Source organism: Pseudoalteromonas sp. S327, from assembly GCF_005886415.1.
Lineage (GTDB): Bacteria > Pseudomonadota > Gammaproteobacteria > Enterobacterales > Alteromonadaceae > Pseudoalteromonas > Pseudoalteromonas atlantica.
Map to the genome: position 1 here is coordinate 76,697 of NZ_PNDP01000009.1, position 18,999 is coordinate 95,695.

18 protein-coding genes are annotated in these 18,999 nt (G+C 40.5%); 12 read left to right on the forward strand and 6 right to left on the reverse strand.

The features are described from left to right. Nucleotides 1–35: 35 nt before the first annotated feature. Together CWB60_RS04135 and CWB60_RS04140 are read right to left on the reverse strand one after the other, a co-directional pair. Entirely contained in the window at nt 36–614 is a 579-nt protein-coding gene (locus CWB60_RS04135; RefSeq protein ID WP_004586797.1) for a type 1 glutamine amidotransferase domain-containing protein, read from the reverse strand. Between the two features lie 400 nt (nt 615–1,014). Further along, nucleotides 1,015–1,284, reverse strand: coding sequence for an HU family DNA-binding protein (locus CWB60_RS04140; RefSeq protein WP_138576826.1), 270 nt, complete (start codon nt 1,282–1,284; stop codon nt 1,015–1,017). 172 nt (nt 1,285–1,456) lie between these two features. Between CWB60_RS04140 and CWB60_RS04145 the strand changes: the two genes are divergently transcribed. Next, a complete protein-coding gene (locus CWB60_RS04145; RefSeq protein ID WP_004586799.1) occupies nt 1,457–2,032 on the forward strand; it encodes an inner membrane-spanning protein YciB in 576 nt (191 codons plus the stop codon). Between the two features lie 67 nt (nt 2,033–2,099). Next, nucleotides 2,100–2,741 (forward strand): CPBP family intramembrane glutamic endopeptidase, encoded by a 642-nt coding sequence (locus CWB60_RS04150; RefSeq protein ID WP_096041561.1) that lies wholly within the window; start codon nt 2,100–2,102, stop codon nt 2,739–2,741. A 68-nt stretch (nt 2,742–2,809) separates the two neighbouring features. Here the strand turns inward: CWB60_RS04150 and CWB60_RS04155 are convergent, their stop codons facing one another. Continuing rightward, nucleotides 2,810–4,234 (reverse strand): sodium-dependent transporter, encoded by a 1,425-nt coding sequence (locus CWB60_RS04155; RefSeq protein ID WP_138576828.1) that lies wholly within the window; start codon nt 4,232–4,234, stop codon nt 2,810–2,812. A gap of 186 nt (nt 4,235–4,420) precedes the next feature. On the opposite strand from CWB60_RS04155, the gene CWB60_RS04160 reads away from it, so the two are divergent. The 5 genes from CWB60_RS04160 to CWB60_RS04180 all read left to right on the forward strand — a co-directional run bounded on the left by CWB60_RS04160 (nt 4,421) and on the right by CWB60_RS04180 (nt 7,542). After that, the gene (locus CWB60_RS04160; protein ID WP_054982640.1) at nt 4,421–4,723 is read left to right on the forward strand and encodes a YciI family protein; all 303 of its coding nucleotides are present in this window, start codon (nt 4,421–4,423) and stop codon (nt 4,721–4,723) included. Between the two features lie 155 nt (nt 4,724–4,878). Then, complete coding sequence (locus CWB60_RS04165; protein WP_121637587.1) at nt 4,879–5,142, forward strand: PepSY domain-containing protein; 264 nt, start codon at nt 4,879–4,881, stop codon at nt 5,140–5,142. Between the two features lie 3 nt (nt 5,143–5,145). Continuing rightward, entirely contained in the window at nt 5,146–5,820 is a 675-nt protein-coding gene (locus CWB60_RS04170) for a response regulator transcription factor (RefSeq protein ID WP_004586804.1), read from the forward strand. Beyond that, a complete protein-coding gene (locus CWB60_RS04175; protein WP_138576830.1) occupies nt 5,814–7,151 on the forward strand; it encodes an ATP-binding protein in 1,338 nt (445 codons plus the stop codon). The genes CWB60_RS04170 and CWB60_RS04175 overlap by 7 nt, the downstream gene beginning before the upstream one ends. Next, on the forward strand, nt 7,138–7,542 hold the full coding sequence (locus CWB60_RS04180; RefSeq protein WP_029772701.1) for a hypothetical protein: 405 nt from the start codon (nt 7,138–7,140) through the stop codon (nt 7,540–7,542). Before CWB60_RS04175 ends, CWB60_RS04180 begins: the two co-directional genes overlap by 14 nt. Nucleotides 7,543–7,652: 110 nt before the next feature. Here CWB60_RS04180 and CWB60_RS04185 read toward each other — a convergent pair whose 3' ends face one another. Beyond that, nucleotides 7,653–8,687, reverse strand: a complete 1,035-nt coding sequence (locus tag CWB60_RS04185; RefSeq protein ID WP_138576832.1) for an AI-2E family transporter — start codon at nt 8,685–8,687, stop codon at nt 7,653–7,655. 170 nt (nt 8,688–8,857) lie between these two features. On the opposite strand from CWB60_RS04185, the gene CWB60_RS04190 reads away from it, so the two are divergent. Then, nucleotides 8,858–9,751, forward strand: a complete 894-nt coding sequence (locus CWB60_RS04190; protein ID WP_138576834.1) for a TIGR01777 family oxidoreductase — start codon at nt 8,858–8,860, stop codon at nt 9,749–9,751. Between the two features lie 130 nt (nt 9,752–9,881). Next, the gene (locus CWB60_RS04195) at nt 9,882–11,057 is read left to right on the forward strand and encodes a GGDEF domain-containing protein (protein WP_138576836.1); all 1,176 of its coding nucleotides are present in this window, start codon (nt 9,882–9,884) and stop codon (nt 11,055–11,057) included. Between the two features lie 49 nt (nt 11,058–11,106). Here the strand turns inward: CWB60_RS04195 and CWB60_RS04200 are convergent, their stop codons facing one another. Further along, on the reverse strand, nt 11,107–13,659 hold the full coding sequence (locus CWB60_RS04200) for a glycoside hydrolase family 3 protein (RefSeq protein WP_138576838.1): 2,553 nt from the start codon (nt 13,657–13,659) through the stop codon (nt 11,107–11,109). Then, a complete protein-coding gene (locus tag CWB60_RS04205) occupies nt 13,659–14,933 on the reverse strand; it encodes a sugar MFS transporter (RefSeq protein WP_024033438.1) in 1,275 nt (424 codons plus the stop codon). Before CWB60_RS04205 ends, CWB60_RS04200 begins: the two co-directional genes overlap by 1 nt. 258 nt (nt 14,934–15,191) lie before the next feature. On the opposite strand from CWB60_RS04205, the gene CWB60_RS04210 reads away from it, so the two are divergent. The 3 genes from CWB60_RS04210 (at nt 15,192) to CWB60_RS04220 (ending at nt 18,980) form a co-directional block, all read left to right on the forward strand. Next, nucleotides 15,192–16,523: a GH1 family beta-glucosidase gene (locus CWB60_RS04210; RefSeq protein ID WP_096041555.1), complete on the forward strand. Its 1,332-nt coding sequence runs from the start codon at nt 15,192–15,194 to the stop codon at nt 16,521–16,523. A gap of 60 nt (nt 16,524–16,583) precedes the next feature. Further along, the gene (locus tag CWB60_RS04215) at nt 16,584–17,912 is read left to right on the forward strand and encodes a glycoside-pentoside-hexuronide (GPH):cation symporter (protein ID WP_054982646.1); all 1,329 of its coding nucleotides are present in this window, start codon (nt 16,584–16,586) and stop codon (nt 17,910–17,912) included. A gap of 63 nt (nt 17,913–17,975) precedes the next feature. Further along, entirely contained in the window at nt 17,976–18,980 is a 1,005-nt protein-coding gene (locus tag CWB60_RS04220) for a LacI family DNA-binding transcriptional regulator (RefSeq protein ID WP_096739481.1), read from the forward strand. The last annotated feature ends 19 nt before the right edge of the window (nt 18,981–18,999 follow it).

Here is an 18,999-nt window from a genome sequence, read left to right on the forward strand (position 1 = left end):
GCATTTTAAATGCCCTTTTTTATTAAGCTCTAAACTTAGTGAGCTTGATGCTTACCTTCTAAAATTTCTTCAATAAATTTTGCATTAAATGCTTCTAAATCTGCAGGGCTGCGGCTTGTTACTAACCCTTGGTCTACACTCACCTCTTCATCAACCCAGTTTGCACCAGCATTGATTAAGTCACTTTTAATGCTCGGGAATGATGTAACGGTGCGGTCGCGTAATTTATTAATTTCGGCAAGTAACCAAGGGGCATGGCAAATAGCTGCGACGGGTTTGTTTTTCTCAGCGCCAAAAAAGCCGTCTATAAACGCTTTTGCGTGCTTATCTTGGCGTAACGTATCTGGGTTAAATAAGCCACCTGGCAGCATAAGCGCATCGTAATCGCTGGCACTGGCATTTGTAACAAGTTTATCTACGCTTACTTTGTCGCCCCATTTATCTTCATCCCAGCCGGTGATTTCACCCTCTTTTACCGACACAATATCGATATCGGCGCCAGCATTAAGTAAAGCATCACGTGGAGATAATAGCTCACTTTGCTCAAAGCCATCGGTGGCTAAAATAGCAATTTTTTTGCCTTGTAAACGAGTGCTTGTTTGTAATGTAGACATATAGATCTCCTTATTGCGTTTAATAAATTGTTTCAATCACCCTATTAAAAGCATAACCGATGCCAATTTTAACCTATTGAAAATAATGGATAATATAAATTAAAGCTGTCAAAGCTATGTAAATCATTTAGAGGGTTTGAACAATCTACATAGCTTAATTTAAAGTGCGTATTAAAAACCAGCACACAAGCTTTGCTTACAAGATGAAGTAGTAAGGCATTAACTAAAAGCTGGGTATTTATTTTGTAGACGCACCCTATTAGCGGGGTGCGCCGAACTGTAATTTTGTGATTAATAGCGCTAACTAAACCTAAAAAGGTAACCGGGCTATTAGCAAGTATTGGTTGCAGGAACTAGTCGCTGGTACTGATCACCGGTACCGCTCAATGCAAGTTGCTATTTAAAGGAGATCTTTTAATGCTTTGGCTGGTTTAAATACGGGTTTGGTAGCGCCTTCTATTTCAATGCTTTCGCCTGTTTGTGGGTTACGGCCAGTGCGCGCTGGGTAGTAGCTTAAAGCGAATGTACCAAATCCATTAATTTGCACTTGGTCGCCTTCAGATAACGATTTAGTAATTACCTTTTGTAAGCTAGTAAGGGCTGCTTGTGTGTCTTTTTTTGTTAGTTCACTGCGTTTGGCTATTTGGGCAACAAGTTGTGCTTTGTTCATTGTAGGCTCCTAAATGCACACTTAATCAGTGTTGGTTAAGCGTGGGAATATGATGATGGATAATTAAAGCCACGCAGGCTAAGGCTTACAGGGCAACAAGTCAACCTTGTAGTTGCCTAGTGTTATGTGGTAAAAACTTCCCTGACTTCTTTTTGTATAATTTAGGTAGTATATGCACGCATTGATTGAATACATCCCGCTAATATTATTTTTTGCGGTATTTAAATTAGTTGATATTTACTGGGCAACAGGCCTTTTAATGGTCACTACGCTTATTCAAGTTGCGTATAGCTACTTTAAGCACGGCCATGTACCTGCCCGCCAATGGCTATTTTTTGCTATTGCAGCGGTGTTTGGCACATTAACCTTAGTACTCCACGATGAGCAGTATATAAAATGGAAAGCCACGTTAATTTATGCCGGCTTAAGCCTTACCTTATTAATTAGCCGTTACGTACTGAATAAAAATCTTGTTAAAAAAGCCCTTAGCTCAATCCTCGAAAACGCCAACGACTCTAAACAGGCGATTGAGGTACCTGAGCCGGTGTGGAATAAGCTTAACTTAATGTGGGTTGCCATTACCGCAGGTATTGCAGTGCTGAATATTTACATTGCGTATAATTTCTCACTCGATTTTTGGGTTAACTTTAAAGTGTTTGGCTTAATGGCCATTACTTTTGTGAGTATTTTGATCACTATATTTGCTTTGTATAAGTACTTCCCTGATGAAGAAGAACCCGCAAAGTAAAACACCTTCGTCATAAAAATGTCGTCTTTGCTTGATAGCGTGTAAAAAAAATCAATCAGAGACGACCTTGAACGCCAATCAATACCGCTGGTTTGAATTTACCCTAATATTTGTTTTATTGCCTTTAATAGGCTTTACCCTTCGCAGTTACCTAGCTAACTGGCTCATACCCGCACTGATTGTTTTAATGAGTGTGTGCTGCATGTTATTACTGAACGACCCTCACTTTAAGCGATTTAGACTCACAAGCCTGGGGCAGTTTTCTGCGGTAAAGCGCCGTTTATTTAGTTTCTTTTTTTTAGGAGCGCTTTTTTCAGGCGTGTTTTACGGGATTATTCACCAAGAAAATTGGTTTAGTATGCCGCTGCACTCATTTTATAACTGGTTACTTTTACTGCTTCTATACCCGCTGCTGTCGGTATTACCACAAGAGCTAATTTTCAGGACCTACTTTTTTCATCGCTATAAACGCATTATGCCCAAAAAAAGAGTGCGTATAGTGGTAAGCGCAACGGTGTTTGCCCTTGCCCATATTGTGTATGCCAATTGGGTGGCTGTAGGCTTAGCATTTTTAGGCGGGCTATTATTTTCGTTTACTTACGCGCAAAGCCGCTCAACCATAGTGTGTGTAATTGAGCATAGCTTATGGGGATTATGGATGTTTACACTGGGGATTGGCACTTCATTAGACTCAGGAGCTATAAGCTAACAAGCTAAGCCGCTATTTTAAACACAAAAAAGCCGCGTTAATACGCGGCTTTTGAAAACTTTTTTAGCCTAAAAACCAAATAACTTAAAGGCAAAAAACTTAGTCGCTACTGTGTTTATAAATATGGCTAATAAAATAACCGGAATAAACGTAGAAAGCGAAAAGTTAACGTATTTCTCCATAAAGCTACCGGCGTAATTAGGTGAGCCTTGGCTTAGCTCATCTGTTAGGCGCGCTTTTTTCCAGCGGTACATAACAAATAAACACACCATTAAACCATTCAGTGGCAATATAGTGTCGTAAAATACATCATAAACAATATCAAAAAAGCTTTTATTACCGCTGCCGTAACTAGTAAACGACGTTAGGCTATCAACCATACCAAACGACATAGTACATAATATAGTTAACACACCGGTGGCTAGCGTTAAAATACCTAAGGCTTTTTTACGGCTGATCCCTTTGCGGTCGCTAAGGGTCGCTGTAGGTACTTCTACAATTGATACAAGCGAAGTAATCGCTGCAAAAAACACTAATAAAAAGAACGAAAACGCCACTGCAGACGCGCCAAAGTAACCAATGTCATTTTGTAGTGCTAATAAAATTTTAGGTAAGTATACAAATATCATCGATACAGACGAATCAGAAAGTGCGGCTGGGTCGGTATTAGGATCAAAACTAAATATTGCCGGTAACACCATTAAACCGGCAACAAATGCCACTAATGAGTCGGTAATAGCTACCATTTTAGCACTGCCAACAATGTCATCTTTTTTAGATATGTAAGAAGCGTACGTCATTAAAATACCCATACCTAGCGATAATGAGAAAAACGCTTGGCTTAGTGCACCATTAAGCACGCTGGCGCTCATTTTAGAAAAATCAGGAATAACATAATATTTAACACCAGCCATGGCGTTATCAAGCGTTAATACATACGCTACAAGGGCAAGCAACATAACAAATAAAGCCGGCATTAAAAACTTAGCGGCTTTTTCTATGCCTTGTTTAACCCCACCCAATAAAATAAGGTTAACAATAATAACCACCACAGCCATGTAGCCAAAAACAGTGTAGCTATTTATAAAGCTGCCAAAATGGCTCGGATCTGCCAATACATCTAAATTACCCATGGCGGTTTGGCTTAAGTAACCAAAAATCCACACGGTAATAACCATGTAAAATACGGCAATCATAAACGGCGTTAATACAGCCAAAAAGCCTGCAAACTTCCATTTTTTGTCGTTATTTGCCAGCGCTTTGTACGAACCAAGTGGATCTTTTTGCGCGTTACGACCCATGGCCATTTCAGCCATCATTACCGGTAAACAAATAAAAGCAACAAACAAAGCGTATACAAGTAAAAATGCACCACCACCATTTTTAGTTGCCGACACAGGAAAACCTACTAAGTTGCCAATACCCACTGCCGAACCTGCTGCAGCCAGTATAAAGCCAAGACGGGAGCTAAAATGCTCTCTATTATTGCTCATGTATTAACCTTGTTATTTTTAAGTTATTCAAGCGACTCTACCAGTGTTGTGCCGCGCTTTTCAAGCAATTACACACTAAAAATAATTAATAACTGTAAACCTAGCTTTAACGGTAATTTGTTCACCAACTATCAACGTTGTGCTAGTATTTGCGTTATTAAACTTAACATTTTTTTGAGAATTACTATGTTGTACATGATTTATTCAACCGACGTTGAAAACAGCTTACCGCTTAGAAAAGAAGTCCGTCCCGCCCACTTAGCACGTTTAAGCGAACTTGACTCTCAAAACCGTTTATTTGTTGCCGGCCCACTGCCTGCAATCGACAGTGAAGACCCGCAAGATGCTGGATTTACAGGCTCATTAGTCATTGCCGAATTTGATTCACTTGAAAAAGCACGTGAATGGGCAGCCTCTGATCCATACGTTGCAGCCGGCGTTTACGCAAACACCGTTGTAAAACCATATAAAAAAGTATTACCAGCGTAACGAACACCCTGAATTTAAAACGTTATTTAATTCAGGGTTGGTTCACTGCTAATTAATTAAGCTGGCGAACGTAAAAGCGCATATTGGACGTTTTTACTTGAGTTTTAGTAGCTTAGTTAATTAGAATAGCTGGGTTTGATCTAGGAGTTCCCGTCATGCGTGTATTATTAACCCTTGGTTTAATTGCCTGTATTAGCGTCAGTGGCGCCGTACACGCAAGTACGACTGTTACCAAAGCAGTTAAAAAAACTGAGATCAGCAAAAAGAAAGCCGTAATACTTGCAAAAGAAGAAACTGACGGTAAAACCTTAAAAATTACAGAACAAGCAAAATTTTATACTGTACGTATACTCAAATCTGACGGCCACGTCGTTGATTTACATATAAATAAAAAAACCGGCGAAGTGAAAAAGGATTAGCAAATGCGAATTTTAGTTATAGAAGATGATTTACACTTAGCAGACAACCTACGTAATGCTTTAGAGAAAGAACGTTACAGTGTTGATTTATGTCACGATGGCGAAGCTGGCCTATTCCATATTACAGAATACCCGCTAGATATGGCGGTGGTTGATTTAGGCTTACCAAAAATTGACGGTATTGAGCTAATCAATAAAGCACGTGCACAAGGCGTGACGATCCCTATTTTAATCTTAACGGCGCGCGACCGCTGGCAAGACAAAGTTGAAGGCCTAGATGCTGGTGCCGACGACTACTTAACCAAGCCGTTTCATGTTGAAGAATTAATTGCGCGTTGTAACGCACTTATTCGCCGCAGTGCGGGTAAAGCAAACCCTGAAATGACAGCGGGTCCAATTAAAATTCATACTCGCTCACAACAAGTTTGGGTTAACGACAAAGAACTTAGCCTTACGGCTTATGAGTACAAAGTACTTGAGTATTTGATGGTTAACCCGCAAAAAGTAATTTCTAAATCAGAACTTACTGAGCACATTTACGACCAAGATTTCGATCTTGATTCTAACGTTATCGAAGTATTTGTACTTCGTCTGCGTAAAAAATTAGACCCTGAAGGCACATTAAACCCAGTAGAAACACTACGTGGGCGTGGTTACAGGCTTAAAAGTCAGTGGTAGCATCGCAAATATCGCTTAAAATAAGGCAAGGATTTATCCTTGTCTTTGTTTTATTGGTGGCACTGCCTATTTTGTTTTACTCGATTGGTAAAGCGTATTACGCCTCATTAGTCGAAACCACCGAAAAAAATCTAGAAGCCCACTTATACTCCCTTATTTCTGAAGTCGACTTTACTGAGCGCGGCATTATTATGCCCAGCACAATTTTAACGCCTGAGCTTAATAACTTAAATTCAGATACCTACGCCATGATTTACCGCGATGATGTACCTGTGTGGCACTCAGAGTCGGCAGTAAACGTAAACTTTAAACCCGAGTACATAGAGCCTAAAGCAGGTGCGGCCGACTTTAGACGTGTGGTTTACAACAATGCGGTTTACTGGCAATTAAGCCTAACGGTCATTTTAAATAATATTGACCAATCTGAGCAGGCACGTTTTATATTACTCAAACGAAACGATGCATTGATAAGATTAATGGATGGCTTTAAGCAAACCCTAGTCGATTGGATGTTTATAATGGGTATTGCGATTGCCGGCTTAATGGCAATTGGATTTATTTGGAGCGGCCGGCCGTTACAACGTCTTGATAAAGAAATAAAAGCCATTGAGTCGGGCGATATTCAAGAAATTAAAGGCTTATACCCTGTAGAGCTACAAACAATTAAATCAGACCTAAACTTATTACTAGAGTCGCAGCAACGTCAAAAAGAGCGCTACAGAGCCTCTTTAAGTGACCTAGCACATGCATTAAAAACGCCCCTTGCGGTATTAAAATCAAGCCCGCTTGCTAATGATGCCGATGCCCAAGAGCAACTTGATAGAATAAATGTAATGATCGAGCATCAGTTAAAGCGTGCAGCTACTGGCGCCTCAGATACATGGAAAAAACAAACCCCAGTTAAACCTGTGGTTGATTCTATTTTAAGTGCAATGGCCAAGGTATACCGCGATAAAGACATTATATTTAATTGTACCGTGACCGATAAAGATTACTTTTTAGGTGACCAAACAGATTTAATGGAATTACTGGGTAATTTAATTGATAACGCCTGTAAAGCGTGTCGCTCACAAGTAGAAATACAAGTCATTCAAAGTAAAACACTGTGCATAGGCATTAGTGACGATGGACCCGGTGTACCCGAGGATAAACGCGAGTCTTTATTAACCCGTGGTACCCGCCTTGATACTTACGAAAGCGGCCACGGTGTTGGTATGGCGATAGTCTCGGACTTGGTTAAATCTTATAACGGACACTTAACGATTAATAAGTCGGACACCTTGGGCGGCGCACAATTTATTTTAGAGTTTAATTACAATGATAAAAAATAGCCTTTTAATCACACTTGCGAGCCTATTAGCACTAAGTGCTAATGTCAGTGCGCAAGCACAGTGTACGCTTGAGCAAAACGCAACGCCAAGCCAAACTAAACGCTATACGCAGTGTTTAGACACCCAAATAAATCAGGCTAAATACAATCAGGGTACTTGGGTTCAAAAACGTAAATATGAACTCACTAAATTAGAAGAGCAAAGCGGAAATACGCAAATACTGATGTTGTTTAAGCGCAGCGTCGACAACCACCAAAAGTATATTGAAGCAAGCTGCCAATGGCGCTACATATTAAAACTGCCAAATGCCAGCCAAGCCGCTATTGATTACAAATTATGTGAACTTGCACTTATTGAACAGTTTACTCAAGTGCTTAAAAAGCCACTTTAAACGGGGATTAACCCCTACAAAAAAAGCGATTAATACTGTGAATTAATCGCTTTTTTTGTATCAAATATTTAATCAAATACGCAATTTTAAGCTATGAAAACCAATTGATATTATTTATCGTCTATCGACTCTCCAGTACCAAGTAGCGTGGCAACCCAGCGCCCTTCATCACTTGCCTCTAGGGCTATTTTAACAATCATGGTAAGAGGTACCGATAGCAACATGCCTACAGTGCCTAATAACCAACCCCAAAATATTAACGACAAAAACACCACCAAGGTAGAAAGCCCAAGCCCTTTACCCATAAATTTAGGCTCTACAATGTTACCCATTACCGTATTAATAATTAAATACCCTGCACCTACAAGCCCGGCTGTTAATGGTCCTTGTGTGATCAGTGCTAACAATACAGCTGGTACTGCGGCAATAATAGAACCTATATTAGGAATATAATTAAACATAAAGGCCAACACGCCCCACAACACAAAGTAGTCAACTTCTAAAATCCATAAATAAAATGCTGCAATAATACCGGTGGCTAAACTCACCAATGTTTTAATTGCTAAATACGAATTAATAGAAACCAAAAAGCGGTCAATTTGCTCCATTTTTCTATCTGGGTCGGCAAGTGCCATATGAATTTTTTTGCTTAATGCAGGCCCTTCAAAAAGCATAAACACCACAGTTAAAATTATTAAAAACATGTTTGCCATTACGCCACCTAAGCCGGTAAGCATATTCGTGGCTACATCAACCATTTTACCTGGGTCAAACATAGAGAGAATTTGATCTCTATCGATTAAGATATTGTATTGCGATGCAAGATCGACCAGCCAAACAAACTCTTCTTGTAACTGGGCTTTATATTCAGGAAGTTGCTGAGAAAAGTCGTTAACTGATTGTCCTACAAGGCCGCCTAAGCTTACACCTAAGCCCACAATGATAAGCACCACAATAACAACAGAAACCCCTTTAGGGATCCGATAGCGACCAAAAAATGTGATCAGCGGGTTGCATACAATGGCAATAAACGCCGCCAAAATAAAGGGAATAATAATAACACTTGCGGCCTTAATACCGGCTAATACAACCACCAGGGCTGCAAATATTATTAAGCTTTTATTTACGCCAGTTAAACTTGCCAACGCGCCAATCCTTTTCTTATGAAATTCGCTTTAGTGTAAGGCAAAAACTAATTAAATGAAATATTTACAAAGTGATCGTTGTTTTTTAGTTAACGTAATAATTTGCATTAAGATAGTTTAAATAGTATACATTTTAAACAAATCGTACACTTAAAATTGGTAAGATTTTTATGCATATTTTTTTTACAGGCGCTACAGGCCTAATAGGTAAACACTTAACGCCTTTTTTGCTGCATCATCATAAAGTAACCGTACTGAGCCGAAATAAAACCAAAGCCCATGTATTGCTTGGTCATAATATTGATGTAGTAAGCAGCGTTGATGAGGTTAATTTTAACCATGTAGATACTGTGATTAATTTAGCCGGCGAACCTATCGTTAACAAACGCTGGACGCAGACACAAAAACAAACAATTAAAAACAGCAGAATAAACCTTACCACGCAAATCAGCGATGCTATTTTAAATTGCAGCACGCCCCCTGCTACATTTATATCTGGCAGTGCTATTGGCTATTATGGCCGCCAAGGCGATACTCCTGTAGATGAGGACACCGACGATGTAAATGATGAATTTAGCCATCAGCTATGCAAAGAGTGGGAGCATGCGGCACTAAAAGCGCAAAGTGATAAAACACGGGTGTGTTTATTACGCACGGGAATTGTACTTAGCAAAAACGGCGGCGCTTTAAGTAAAATGCTTCCTGCGTTTAAAATTTTTGCAGGTGGCCCCATTGGTGATGGGGAGCAAGGTATGTCGTGGATTCATATTGATGACATGATTCAACTGATTTTATTTATTATAAAACACACGTCGCTTTGCGGGCCAATTAACGTCACTGCACCCACCCCTGTTAGCAATAAAGTATTTAGCAAAAGTTTAGGTAAAGCATTGTCTCGCCCTGCGGCCCTAACCATGCCAAGCCCTGTGTTAAAAGTGTTAATGGGTGAAATGTCTGATTTGCTCACTACTGGGCAATATGTAATACCCAAAAAAGCGTTAGCGCATAATTACCGTTTTCATTTTACGGATATAGATTCGGCTCTGAGAAGTTTAATAAAGTAGGTGTATTCAGCATAGATACACCTACTAAAGGTTATAAAAATACTACTTTAAGCTAGGTTACTGTAATTAATATAAGCTTTAGTATCTAGTCTCCATTAAAATAGTCGTTTTATAATAAAAGAACCTTTCTATGCTGCACTTACCAACCGTTATAAGCCTTTCTTTTATTTTAAACCTTATAATTGGGCTGTATTTTATCTCTATTTATCAATATAAAAAACAAACTAGTTTTTTATATTTTGGCCTAGCTTGTACCACCTTTACATTCGCCATACTATGCGCAAGCTTACGCGTGATCATTGCATGGCCGTTTATTACCCATTACTTTGCCAGTCTATTTATTATTGCTTGCCCACTTTTTTTAATTATGGGATTAAAAGCACTCAGCCCTTTAAATAAAAGCATATGCAGGCAAGTTAGCTATTTGCTCATCGTGGCTGCGGTTTTTTTACTCGTAGTTTACAACACCGCAGCAGAGCAAGTATTGGTTAGTTTAACTGTGGCAGGGTTATTTTTGTATGCCTCGTATATTGTTTTAAGCACCCGCTTTATAGCAAAATTACAGCAACGTATGCTATTGCTTTGCCTATTACTGCATGCACTCGTTATGCTAATACAGGGAGTTTTATTACTGTTGCCGTTTTTTACTGCGCTCAACTTTAATTTTGCCTCTGTTTTGCAATTTACTTTGGCTGTACACTTAATACTTGCCACTAGCGCCGCCCTATTGCTGCCTTTTTTAGTGTTTGCCAATACAGAGCATACGCTCAACTCCCTTGCTAATCGCGACCCATTAACCCAGCTATTAAATAAACGCGGTTTAAATGCAGTGGCCAATACGTTATTTAATAAAAATAATGCCGAGCATCCCCTTAGCATTATTATGGTCGATATAGACTTTTTTAAGCGCGTTAACGATGAATACGGACACGATGCAGGTGATGAGGCAATTAAATGGGTTTCGCAGCATATTGCAGCGCTTTTTTCTAACAGCGCAGTTACCGCACGTGTAGGCGGCGAAGAGTTTGCAATTTTACTTAGCCACTGCACTTTAAATGAGGCACAGTGCGCGGCAAACACCCTCAGAAAAAACATTAAAAACAAGCCCTTTAGCTATTACGGCAACACCATTTATTTAAGAATAAGCGCAGGAGTGGCATGCAGCGATACTCAAACAAGCTCTTTTAAATCGCTACTTAGTGCGGCAGATAAGCGCTTGTATATTGCTAAAACCACAGGACGCGACAAAGTTATATATGAATCTGCACAAAACCCTTTTATAAATAGCAAACCGGTTTGCACATAAAAAAGCCCTTCAATTGAAGGGCTTTGACATACACACTAAAACAAAATGATTACTGACATTTAAGCCCAGCAGAGTCTGCCTTATTAGGCACAAACTGAATGTTTGCTACCGACACTGAGGTTTTGCTGCTTGCATGTAAACTAAACGGGCTTGTAAGGCTAGCAAAGTCTACGCCTTGGTTAGCAAAACAACGTAAGTCTACCGACACCGACTGCCATTTATTTTTGATTGATTGATCAACCATTTTACTCAAGGCAATCGCACCACCACACTCACCTGAACAAGTCATAGCAAGGTTTACGTCATCGGTTAGTGGCTCATTGAGTTTAATATCAAAACTAATAACGCCATTAGCCTCTAAATACGTAATGGTATCTTCTGCAAAGCTTGTGACTATTTCAGCACTTGCCTTTTGCTCGCCACTAAAATTAAATTGGCGCGCGTCTTCTTGAACTGTTTTATCTTCAGTACGGTATTTAAGTGCCCCCAGTTGATGAGTACTGCTTGATACATCTAATAGCTCATCGCCAGATTTAAGTAATAAACGCCACGGAGCAACCGGTGCGCCAACTAAAATATCCATACTAGTGAGTGCTGAGTTATCTAATTTAGAGTCTTCGTCTAAATTATCAGCCAATACATTTTTATCGCCATAAGTTAAACCAAAGCCGTACGGTAATAATGGGCTGTAATCGTCATCGCCTTTATTAACCGTTGCTTGTACTGCTGTTTTAGGCCATGAAAACGAAAGCTTGCCGCTAAAGTCATGTTGAATACTGCCATCTTTACCTTTTAAAATAACATCGGCAATACCGCCGCCCTCTGTACCTGGCAGCCATGCTGCAACAAATGCATCTGAGGCATTTAATTCACTGTTAACCCACATTGGGCGACCCGAAATAAATACCGATACAACCGTAATACCCTGCTCTTTTAACGACTTTAATAACGCGAGCGATTTTTTATTACCACGCTCAAATTCAAGGTTATCTCTATCGCCATGGCCTTCTGCATAAGGCTCTTCACCAAATACCACAACGGCTACATCTGGGCGCTGCTCATATGAGCCATCCACGCTTAAAATGGCACGACCACCCGCCTGCGTAATTTGTTTTTCAAGACCTGCGTAAATAGACGTGGCACCAGGAAAATCAGCATTTTTGTTATTTGTCCCTTGCCAAGTAATACTCCAACCACCCGACTGCTTACCTATGTTATCGGCTCCATCGCCGGCAATAAGTACAGTTTGGTTTGCATCAAGAGGCAAAATATTGTTTTTGTTTTTAAGTAAAACAAGTGATTCACGTACTGCTTGACGCGCAACTTCGCGGTGCTGCTGCGCCCCAATTAGCTCAGTTTTACCCGAAAACTGACGCTTAGCCGGGCTTGGTTTATCAAATAAACCAGCACGCAATTTAACGCGTAAAATTCTACTTACTGCATCATCAATGCGCGACATGCTAATTTCGCCAGCTTTGACTTGCGCTATGGTGTTTTCGTACAGCGGCTTCCAAGCGCCCGTTGGCACCATAAAAATATCAAGTCCCGCGTTAACAGCCTGTGCACAGCTTTCGTTTGTACAGCCTTCAATTTGACCGTGGCCGTTCCAATCCCCTACCACAAAACCATCAAAGCCCATGCGGGTTTTAAGCACATCGGTTAACAGGTATTTATTGCCGTGGTTTTTAACCCCATGCCAGCTATTAAACGATGCCATAACCGACTGACTTCCCGCCGATAAGCCACCTACATAACCTTGGGCATGTATATCAAACAAATCTTGCTCACTGTCGATATTATTACCTTGGTCATCGCCATTGACTGTGCCGCCATCACCTAAAAAGTGCTTAACGGTACTAATAACACGTTTATCACTTAAAAAGTCGCCATCGGCCTTGCCCTGTAAACCATTTACAATGGCAGCAGAATAATCGCGTACAATGCGAGGGTCTTCTGAATAACCTTCATAGGTTCTGCCCCAGCGGTCGTCACGCACAACTGCCACTGTAGGTGCAAATACCCAATCAATACCCGTTGCCATTACTTCAACCGCAGTGATAGCTGCTATTTGCTCAATCAATGCAGGGTTGTTTGCCGCACCTAAACCAATATTATGCGGAAATAAGGTCGCGCCAATTACATTATTGTGACCATGTACCGCATCAGTGCCCCACATTGTGGGTATTTTACTGCCATCGATAGAATCATCTACCGATGCCTGATAAAAATCTTCAGCCAATTTTACCCAGTCCATTGGTGTTGCGTGTTTATCACCATTAGGAAAGGCGCCGCCCCCATTTAGGTATGAGCCAAAGCCATATTTGCGCATGTCTTCAACGGTAATATCACGAATTTCTGGTTGAATCATTTGAGCTACTTTTTGCTCAAGTGTCATCGTTTTTAAATAATCTGCTATTTTAGCTTCAATTTTTGGGTTTTGTTTTACGGCAATATTAAGTTTTGGCCAAATTTTCTCTGTTTTAGACAACGCATTATTAGCTTCAGGAGTGGTTGTCGCGTCATTTGAACAAGCCGCTAAAATGCCTAGTGATGCAATTAATGAGGCACGTGCTATTTTATTAAGTGAAAAAGGGGTTTTCATTATAGAGTCTCCTGAGCTTGAACTGGTTTGCTTCCGCTTAAACCATAAAACGCGATAAATAAGTAACAAAAAATAGGTAAAACATACGAAAGTTGAACACCCACACTATCAGCAAGTGCACCTTGTAAAAGAGGCACTATTGCACCCCCTACAATCGCCAAGCACAAAATACCAGAGCCCTGCGCGGTATGCTTACCAAGGCCATTTAACGCTAAACTAAAAATAGTTGGGAACATAATAGAATTGAATAAACCAACCAGTAGTATTGACCACATCGCTAATTGGCCCGACGTGCTCATAGCAATAACCACCAAAATAATAGCCATACTTGCGTTAAAGCCAAGTACTTTACCAGCGGGTAATTTTTGCATTACCGCTGCACCAATAAAACGCCCCACCATAGCTCCGCCAAAATAATATGTGATGTAGTGAGCGGCAACATGCTCTTTTAATCCAGCAATATTTTCTTGGGCTAAAAAGCTAACTAAAAAACTGCCAATCGCAACCTCTGCACCTACATACATAAATATACCCACAGCACCGAGTGTTAGGTGGCGGTATTGCCATGCACTACCTTCAATTGTCTCTGACTTTTCAGCGGCTTCTTTTTGCTCATTCATTATGTCTGGTAATTTAAGCCATGCAAAAATACCGGCTAGTAAAATAAGCATGCCTGCTAATAGTAAATAAGGAAGTTGTACCGATTCTGCATTTTGTGCCGGTGTTAAAAACGCTTCAGAGGCAGAATCAAGAATCAAAAATGCACCAAATGTAGGGGCAACCGTCGTGCCTAGCGCATTAAATGCTTGCGTTAAGGTAAGGCGAGAAGACGCTGTTTTAGGGGCGCCCAATAAACTTACATAAGGGTTTGCAGAAACCTGCAACAAGGTAATACCGCTTGCCAGTACAAATAAAGCAAACAGAAATACCGGGTAATTATGTAGCGCCGCGGCTGGGTAAAAAAGCACACAACCACATGCCGCTATAAGTAACCCCACTACAATGCCTTTTTTATACCCTAATTTTTTAACTATATAGCCACTTGGCAGTGACATTAAAAAATAAGCCCCAAAAAAACAAAACTGAACCAGCATTGCCTGAACATAAGTTAGGTTAAACACCGCTTTTAAATGCGGGATTAAAATATCGTTTAAGCAGGTAATAAATCCCCACATAAAAAATAAAGTAGTTAAAGAAGTTAATGCAAAACCATAGTTTTTATCTTGGTAGTTTTGCGACTGTGTGTGTGTCGTCAGTGGTGCTGAACTGGCCATGGGCTCTCCGCAATTTATTATTATAAATTAATGCAAAAGTCGTTATTAAAAATTGCCGTGTAACCCAGCAACATTAAAGAGTTGACCTTCGTATCAATTAACACTAATCTAAAAATGTAAGCGCTTTCACGTGTAATTAAATACGAACATGTAACATATTTCAACAAGTTTTATTTTTTTATAAACGCGCCCTTACGCTTCATCGCAGTAAATACAGTGGCTATTTATGCATTTAAGGTTTAAAAAGGTTTGTTACTAATGACAAAATTATCGTTACCATCTCATTCACCTCTATTAACAAAAAACTTTGTTTATGGTGTGGCTACGGCATCATTTCAAATTGAAGGCGGGTATGAGCATCGCCTGCCCTGTATATGGGATACCTTTTGCGATACACCCAACAAAATAGCCGACAGCTCAAATGGGCATGTTGCCTGCGATCATTACAATCAGTGGCAAAACGATATTGAATTAATAGACTCGCTTGGCGTAGATGCATATAGACTTTCTATCTCTTGGCCGCGCGTTATTACCTTATCGGGCGAGCTAAACCCTGAGGGCGTAAAGTTTTATACTAATATTCTTGATGAGCTTAATAAGCGCAACATTAAAGCGTTTGTAACGCTATATCACTGGGATTTACCTCAACATTTAGAAGATAAAGGCGGCTGGTTAAATCGCGATACAGCTTATGAATTTGCTCGGTATGTAAAGCTTATTAGCCAAGCATTTGGCGAGCGGGTATTTTCGTACGCGACCCTAAATGAGCCATTTTGCAGTGCCTTTTTAGGCTACGAAGTAGGCATACATGCCCCAGGTTTAGTGGGCAAAGAGTACGGTAAAAAAGCAGCGCACCATTTATTGCTTGCCCATGGTTTGGCAATGGATGTGTTAAAACACACCTCGCCTAATACTCAAAATGGTATTGTGCTTAATTTTACACCTTGCTACCCATTAACGCAGTCAGCAGAGGATATAAATGCAGCTCGCTACGCCGATGATTACTTAAATCAATGGTATATGAAACCAATAATGGATGGCCAATACCCCGAAATTATAAAACAGCTTCCTAGCAATCAGCAGCCTGAAATCCACCCTGGCGATATGGACATAATTTCACAATCTATTGATTACTTAGGCATTAATTTTTATACGCGCCAAGTATACAAAGCGCACCCTAGCGATATATACGAGCCACTTGCACCACAAGGGCCTTTAACCGACATGGGCTGGGAAATTTACCCGCAGTCGTTTACCGACTTACTTGTAACGCTTAATAACACCTACACCTTACCGCCTATTTATATTACCGAGAACGGCGCGGCTATGCCCGACACCATTAAAAATGGCGAGGTAAACGATGTAGATCGCCTAAACTATTATCATAGCCACTTAAATGCCGTGCACGATGCCACAGCGCAAGGGGTTAATATTATTGGTTACTTTGCGTGGAGCTTAATGGATAATTTTGAATGGGCTGAGGGCTACTTAAAACGCTTTGGTATTGTTTACGTTGATTATAAAACTCAGCAACGTACTATAAAAGCCAGTGGCCAAGCTTATAAAAGCTTGATACAAAGCCGTAAATAGTCAATAAAAGCTATTCGATTAATCGCATAAATAAAAATCAAAAAGCGAGAACCTAACATCATGATAAGTGTAAAAGAAAAAATAGCCTATGGCCTTGGCGATACGGCAAGTAATATTATTTTTCAAACAGTTATGATGTTTTTAATGCTTTACTACACAGATGTAGTAGGGCTTTCTCCAGCGGTGGTAGGCACCATGTTTTTAGTGGTTAGGTTGTTTGATGCCATCACCGACCCAGTGATGGGCAACTTAGCCGATAAAACCCAGTCGCGCTTTGGCCATTTTAGGCCCTATTTGTTGTGGCTTGCCCTGCCCTTTGCGCTTATTAGTATTTTAGCTTTTACCACGCCAGAGCTTGAAGGCACTGATAAAATTATTTACGCCTTTACTACCTACACCTTGCTTATGGTGGCGTATACCGCCATAAATATTCCTTATTGCGCATTAGGTGGCGTGCTCACTAACGATGTAAAAGAGCGTGTTAGCGTGCAATCGTATCGTTTTGTGTTTGGTATGTTAGGCGGCGTTATTGTTGCGGGCTGTACAATGCCAATGGTTGAATACTTTGGCCAAGGCGATAACGCCAAAGGCTACCAATACACCATGACGGCAATGAGCTTGCTTGGCTTAGTGTTATTTTTACTGTGTTTTTTTGGTACCAAAGAGCGCGTAGAGCAACCGCCTGAGCAAAACCTGTCGTTGTTTAAAAGTTTAAAAACCTTGATTAAAAACGATCAATGGCGAGTCCTGTGCGCTGCCGCGCTATTTTTACTCACTGGCCAAGTATTACGTTTAACCTTAGGGGTTTATTACGTTAAATACTATTTAGGGCAAGAAGATTTAATTACCTCCTTTATGACCCTAGGAGTGGTTGCCAGTATGGTTGGGTGTGCGTGTGCTCAGCCGTTGGCTAAGCGATTTTGTAAAATAAAAGCCTATATTAGTTTGCAGTTAATCGCTGCGGGCATATGTATTGCGAGCTATTTTATCTCCCCTGATAACATTACCTTGGCATTTGCCGCCTTTATTCTGTGGAAGTTTTTTTTAGATATGGCCACCCCGCTACTATGGGCAAAAATGGCCGACACCATAGACTACGGGCACCACAAAACTGGGGTAAGAATTACTGGCCTAGTATATTCGGGCGTTATATTTTTTATAAAAATGGGTGTGGCGTTAGGCGGTGCAATTGCAGGCTGGCTGCTGTCTTTTTATAATTACCAAGCGCAAACAATGCAGAGCCTTGATACGCAACAGGGTATTTTATTATCGTTTACTATTATACCGGCGTTTGGCTCTTTGTTTGTTGCTTTTATTATGCGTAAATACACGCTCAATAACGCGCAGTTAGCCTCTATACAGGCATCGCTAAAAACTAGTGCTAGTTAACATTTGGTGGGTACGGTATTATTTGCCCGCCAAAATAAAGGATATAAGTGAGTTAACAATAACATGGCCACAATTTATGAAGTGTCGGAGCTTGCTGGCGTATCGTTAGCTACAGTGTCACGGGTAATGAATAAAAACACCCGCGTAAGTGAAAAAACCACTAAAAAAGTACTCGATGCAATGCAGCAGCTGGGCTATAAGCCCAATTCTATTGCGCAATCGCTTGCCTCAAACAGAACCAACAGCGTGGGTATTTTGGTCTCAGAGCTTCATGGTCCTTTCTTTGCTCAAATGATGGCAGGCATCGAGTCAGCCCTACGCGCTGCGGGTAAGCACGTTATTATTACCACCGGTCACAGTGAAGACGATAAAGAAAAAGACGGCATTGAATTTTTAATTAGCCGCAAATGCGATGCGCTAATTTTACATGTAGAGTCAGTCAGTGATGACTACCTAATTGAGCTAAGTAAAGGTAAAACCCCTATTTACCTTATTAACCGATACGTACATTCACTTGAAAGTAACTGCATTAGCCTAGATAACGAACTCGGCGGCTACTTAGCCAGTAAATCTATTGTTGAACAAGGCCACACAAATATAGCTTATATCGCGGGGCCGCAAGTTAAAGCCGATGCCAGAAACCGTTTAAAAGGCCATAAAAAAGCACTGCACGAAAAAAACATCCCTTTTAATGAGGCGCTGTTTTACGAAGGTGATTTTAACGAAATTGGCGGCAGTAAAGGCCTTGAAAAACTACTCAACACGCGTATTCCGTTTAGTGCTTTAGTGTGTGCCAACGATGAAATGGCATCAGGTGCTATGAAATACGCCCGTGAACATGGCTTTAATTTACCAAACGATTTGTCGGTTATTGGCTTTGATAACGTTATATTTGCCAATTATCTTTACCCTACACTTACCACCATAGATAACCCCGTAGAAGAAATGGGTGAAATGGCTGCAAAAATGGTGCTACAAGATGTGTATCAGTATAAAAACTTACACATAAACCGCGTGTTTGAACCCACCCTTATAAAACGTGACTCAACACAAGCACTGCCAAAATAACGCATAAAAAAACGGCGCT